This is a genomic window from Oleiphilus sp. HI0128 (genome assembly GCF_001635365.1).
Map to the genome: position 1 here is coordinate 1 of NZ_LWGG01001615.1, position 5691 is coordinate 5691.

5 protein-coding genes and 1 pseudogene are annotated in these 5691 nt (G+C 44.7%); 3 read left to right on the forward strand and 3 right to left on the reverse strand.

Features of this window, described 5'->3' with window-relative positions; genetic code table 11:
- Both A3763_RS26340 and mutM read right to left on the reverse strand, forming a co-directional pair.
- Window positions 1-314 (reverse strand): annotated as a pseudogene (locus A3763_RS26340) (hypothetical protein); the annotation flags it as partial.
- A 31-nt stretch (window positions 315-345) separates the two neighbouring features.
- On the reverse strand, window positions 346-1155 hold the full coding sequence (gene mutM / locus A3763_RS26345; protein WP_068508774.1) for a bifunctional DNA-formamidopyrimidine glycosylase/DNA-(apurinic or apyrimidinic site) lyase: 810 nt from the start codon (window positions 1153-1155) through the stop codon (window positions 346-348).
- 55 nt (window positions 1156-1210) lie between these two features.
- On the opposite strand from mutM, the gene A3763_RS26350 reads away from it, so the two are divergent.
- Both A3763_RS26350 and A3763_RS26355 read left to right on the forward strand, forming a co-directional pair.
- Complete coding sequence (locus A3763_RS26350) at window positions 1211-3262, forward strand: hydantoinase/oxoprolinase family protein (protein ID WP_231872335.1); 2052 nt, start codon at window positions 1211-1213, stop codon at window positions 3260-3262.
- A gap of 91 nt (window positions 3263-3353) precedes the next feature.
- Window positions 3354-4550, forward strand: a complete 1197-nt coding sequence (locus A3763_RS26355; RefSeq protein WP_068508775.1) for a fatty acid desaturase — start codon at window positions 3354-3356, stop codon at window positions 4548-4550.
- 1 nt (window position 4551) lies between these two features.
- Here the strand turns inward: A3763_RS26355 and rsmD are convergent, their stop codons facing one another.
- Entirely contained in the window at window positions 4552-5211 is a 660-nt protein-coding gene (rsmD, locus tag A3763_RS26360) for a 16S rRNA (guanine(966)-N(2))-methyltransferase RsmD (protein WP_082865499.1), read from the reverse strand.
- Window positions 5212-5373: 162 nt separating this feature from the next.
- Here rsmD and A3763_RS29320 point away from each other — a divergent pair.
- On the forward strand, window positions 5374-5691 hold a 318-nt coding region (locus A3763_RS29320; RefSeq protein WP_197483160.1), incomplete at its 3' end, for a hypothetical protein.

Here is a 5691-nt window from a genome sequence, read left to right on the forward strand (position 1 = left end):
GAAAATGGTGAAGAAACGATAAAGATTGCTGCACCTAAGATAGTTGTCGCAATCATTACGGGTCTTACAAACAAGGCGTCGCCGGTCATCGCAACGGCTGAAGGCGTTTCTTCAATCGTGTTTGACCAGCCCGTCGCGGGTAGCGCCAACACAAGGCTGAACATAATAACTTTTAGGGCTTTGGTAAATTGGCTGTACATGAACTTGTCTCCTTGGGTGCCTTTCACATAGTGTTCAGTATCTGGTGTTTGCTTGAATAGCCTAAGCTTACTGAACAAATGCCTGAAATCTGTCATTGATTTCAGTATAGACACAATATCTCCACTGTCGAATCGGGCGAATAGATTATTTTTGACACTGTGAACAGTACACCGTTGCACGATTACCTTGCCTGATTTCCTTTAGCGCTTGTCCACACTCGACACAGGCTTCACCCCCTCGGCCATACACATTCAGCTCTTGCTTAAAGTATCCTGGCTTTCCATCACTTCCCACAAAGTCTTTTAGAGTTGTACCTCCTTGTTTGATGGACTTACGCAAGACCTCTTTGATGGTATCTGCAAGCAAGTTATAGCGCTTTAAAGAGATTTGAGAGGCTGAGCGAATAGGAGAGATGCCCGCTTTGAACAAAGCTTCGTTTGCATAAATATTGCCAACACCAACAACGAGCTTACTATTCATCAGGAACTGTTTAACCGCTTGTTTTCTCTTTTTGGCAGCTTGATGAAGATACGCTCCGTCGAACTCCTCATTTAGAGGTTCAAGCCCCAAAGAAGCAATTAAAGGATGCGCTTGCCAATTGGAAGACCATAGTATGCTGCCAAACCTTCGCGGATCGTTAAAGCGCAGTATTTTTCCACAGGAAAGGTGGAATTCAACATGATCATGTTTTATCCGTGGCGTCCTCTCGTCGACTATACGCAAACTCCCAGACATACCTAAATGCAGCAGTATACTTCCGTCAGGGACACAGATGATTATATACTTACCTCGCCTGAGAACATCACTAACCGGCTGGTTTGTCATTTCATAGAGTTCATTAGAAACAGGCCAACGCAAAGCTTGCTGATAGATCTTGATAGATAAGATTTTATGCCCCTTGATATAAGGCTCAATGCCCCGGCGAGAGGTTTCTACTTCTGGCAATTCAGGCAAACTTGGCTCCTCATAGATAGAACAAATCACGCATTTTGATACAAAGGAAAGGCAAGTGTCCAATTCCCCTAAGCTTCACAATCCCAAATCTTCTTTAAGCGATGAGGATGAAATCCTGTACTTAGGTGTTGATGCCGGAGGCACTTTTACCGACTTTGTCTTGCTCACTGAACAAGAAGTGCGTATTCATAAAGTACTATCAACCCCTTCAAACCCTGCTCAAGCAATCTTGCAGGGAATAGAAGAACTAGGTTTAAACTCAGCTGTCGATAATAAACAGCTTTGTATTATTCATGGAAGTACGGTAGCTACCAATGCAGCGCTTGAACGAAAAGGTGCTCGTACCGTCTATATCACCAATAATGGTTTTGGCGATATCCTGAGCATCGGCCGCCAAGCTCGCAAAGAACTCTATAACCTCAATGCCAAACCACCCATTCCTCCTGTTCCAAGCGAGCTTTGCTTAGAAATAGAAACCCGACGTGATTCCGAGGGAAAGTTAATAAGACCTTTATCTGATGACGATATTGAAGCCCTTAAGCAAAAAGTTAATGACTTAAAACCAGAAGCTATTGCGATAAATCTCTTATTTTCCTTTATCAATGATGATGAAGAGCTACGCATTCAAAAAGCCCTGGAAGGTGACTATTTCGTCTCGCGCTCATCTTTTGTTTTACCAAAATATAAAGAGTACGAACGTGGTATAGCAACCTGGTTAAATGCATCCCTTGGCCCAAAAGTAAAAAACTATATTGATCACTTGATCGAGCAACTAAACGGCTGCCCTGTCTCAATCATGCAATCTTCAGGGGGAACCATTGCTGCTGAACAAGCCGCTTTACGATCTGTAAATCTGCTTTTATCCGGCCCGGCTGGCGGATTAGCCGCCGTTCGTCATATCGGTGAACAGTGTCACTTACCCAAGATCATGAGTTTTGATATGGGCGGCACATCAACCGACGTCGCCTTAATGGATGGCAACTTTGAACTAAGCGATGAAGGTAGCATTAATGATTGGCCGGTCGCGATACCAATGTTAAAAATGGAAACCATCGGTGCTGGCGGCGGCTCTATTGCCTGGATAGACGAAGGAAATATGCTACACGTCGGCCCTCAATCTGCGGGTTCCGCACCTGGCCCAGTTTGTTACAACAAAGGCGGAACTCAAGTAACTGTGACCGATGCCAATCTAGTTCTAGGGCGCATACGTGCAGATGCTTTCTTAGGTGGCGGTATGTCTCTTGATATAGCCTCAGCAGAGAGCGCGCTAGACACGCTAGCCAGCAAACTACAAATGAGCAGGCTTCAATTGGCAGAAGGAATCATAGAACTTGCGGAACAACAAATGGTAAAAGCCCTTCATGCCATTTCTATTCAGAAAGGGCACAACCCTAATGACTTTACCTTATGTTGCTTTGGCGGCGCTGGGGGTCTGCATGTCTGTTCCTTAGCTGAAAAACTCAATATGAAAAGTGCCATAATTCCCCAGAATAGTGGTGTCCTCTCGGCCTACGGCATGCTCAAAGCTCAAAAACAACGGCAATTTACCAAGACACATATTATTCAGTTAGATGATATTTCCCATCACCAACTGGAACAGCTGTTTGAAGGTCTCGAGTCACAAGGAACGAAAGAACTAAAATTAGAACAAGTAGGCAGGCAAACTATCCGATCAGAACGCTCTTTGGATCTTCGTTACCAAGGCCAGAGCTTCACTCTGAATATCCCCTTTTCTGCAGATCAAACCCGCAATATTGCAGACTTATTTCATCACAGCCATCAACAACACTATGGGCACCAACTCACTAATACCGCGGTTGAGCTCGTGAATGTTTGCCTTAGTCTGACAATTGAAACTCAGCAAAGTAATGATGTTATATGTACTGAAGTGCAAAATGATGCCACCACACAAGTCATTCAACTTCCTTCGATAGAAAAAGAAGTGACAATTCTTCAGCGAGAAGCGATCAAAGAAGGTGAAACCATAATAGGGCCTGCAATCATATTGGAAAAGGTTTCGACAACCTGGCTAAAAGAAGGATGGTGCGCAAAGATAGATCAGTTTCAGCATCTCGTGTTAAAAAAGCACGAAGTTATTGTGCAATAAACGAGCTGTCATACTCTAAAATATCATTGTTTGTGATAGCATATAAAACTAACGCGTGTCAGCTAGAATTTATAGGAGTGAGGTGAAGTAAATGTTTGACTGGTGGATAAACGGTATTCTCGATTTAAGTGTTGGGCAGAAAGTCATTGCAACGATAATTCTGACTCAAATCACCATCGCCAGCGTCACACTTTATCTACACAGACACTCAGCTCACAACGCTCTCGACCTGCATCCTGCACTTAAACACTTCTTCCGTTTCTGGATATGGCTGAGTAGTGCTCAAAATACCAAAGAGTGGACCGCTATTCACCGGAAACACCACGCAAAATGTGAGACAGATGAAGACCCACATAGCCCTGTTGCGAAAGGCCTAAAAACAGTTCTACTAACGGGTGCTGAGCTCTATAAAGAAGAGGCTGCCAATGCCGAAACCTTAAAGCGCTACGGTCAGCGAACACCTGATGATTGGTTAGAAAACAAGATCTATACCCCTCATAAGATGAAAGGTGTAGTACTGATGGGCGCTATCGATATTTTCTTCTTCGGCCTGGCAGGTATTACCATTTGGGCGATTCAAATGATGTGGATCCCGGTATTTGCTGCGGGTGTTATCAATGGTGTCGGCCATGCAATCGGCTACCGGAACTTTGAGTGTAAAGATGCCTCCCGTAACATCAGCCCCTGGGGCTTTTTTATTGGTGGCGAAGAACTTCACAATAATCACCACACTTATCCCAACTCCGCCAAGCTATCTGTTAAACCCTGGGAATTCGACATCGGCTGGTTTTATATCAGAATATTAAGCGCCCTTGGTTTAGCAAAAGCACGCAATATCCCACCTAAGCCAATAAAAGACAGTCACAAGCTGGAGCTTGATAAGGATACGGTGATGGCAATTATCCACAATCGCTTTTATGTTTTATCCCAATACCATAAGAATGTCATGATTCCGGTTATCCAAGCACAAAAAGCCAAGATGCAGGAACAAGAAAAAATTATGTTTAAAAAGGCCAAGAAGCTTCTCGTTAGAGAAGAAAATTTGGTTAAAAGTACTGAGAAAAGCCGAATCAATGAAATGCTTGACCACGACGTGATGATCAAGACCATTTATGAGATGAGCCAGGCTCTTCAAGATATTTGGAAAAAACACCCCGGTAGCCGCTTTCAAGAAAAGTTAAACGAGCTTTCTGAATGGTGTAAACAAGCTGAAAAAAGCGGCATCGAAAGCCTCGAAGAATTTGCCAAAAGTTTAAGACATTACTCTCTAAGTGCTGCAAAAGCCTAGATCAGATCTGGTCGCTAGCTTGTCGTTGATACAATTGATAACTGACTTGCCCGGCGACCTTTTCTTTCATCAGTTGCCAATCTTTCGGAATTGCAGGTAAAACGCCTTCTTTTTCCTGCTCCAGATAAATCACCGCCCCTTTAGCGAGTATCTCTGACTCCTCGATAAGTGCTAAAGTCTCTGTAAGTAAGCCTTTGCGAAAGGGTGGATCGAGAAAGAGTATATCAAAGGCACCCTGTTGTTTTGGACTCGCTTGAAGCCAAGTCAATGCGTCGAGGCACTCCACCACAGCTCGCTCAGCAGCCCCCCCTAATAGCGCGTAGTTTTCCTTAAGGCTCGAGGCTGCCTGACTACTTTTCTCAATAGAGCATAGCTCACCAGCGCCGCGTGAAAGCGCCTCGAGGCCTAAAGAACCACTGCCAGCAAATAAATCCAATACTCGGGCGCCGGGTAGATAAGGCATTAACCAATTAAACACCGTCTCTTTCACTCGGTCTGTCGTTGGGCGAAGACCTTCAAGCGCCGGAAAGTTTAATCGACGACTACGCCATTCACCGCCAATAATGCGAAAAGAGCCCGTTTGCGAGCTATCTATACGATTATTTTTACCATATGGCCGAGATTTTTGTCCTCGATGGTTTTTTTTAATCCTGGCTGGCATTAGAATTTCCTGTTATGTCATGCATATTATCCAAAGCACTCGAAAAAGCTCGCTTGTTTAGACGGATCCGTGCATTGTAAGTGAATTTTAGCCTCGCCGTTGCGATCTTTTTCAAAGAGAAATTATAACGGCATGAATCAAATACCTTAAGTTGTTCATATTATGCAAACAGAAATTTTATACTCTTTGGTCACCCTTGGCGTCATTGCACTCCTAATAGCAATCGATCTGATTCGCGCCAGACATAACCAAACCAAACCAAAGAAGGTTGAGCGCCAAGCACACCCCGAAACTAAAACGGTTCGCCCGCTGAATGAGTCTGCGCTGACTTCAGCCGAACCGGAAGCAGCACCTGAGCCTGAACCAACACCAGCGCCAAAACCAGAACCGGAACCAGCACCTGAGCCAGAGCCAGAGCCAGAGCCAGAGCCAGAGCCAGAGCCAGAACCGGAACCAGCACCTGAGCCAGAGCCAGAGCCA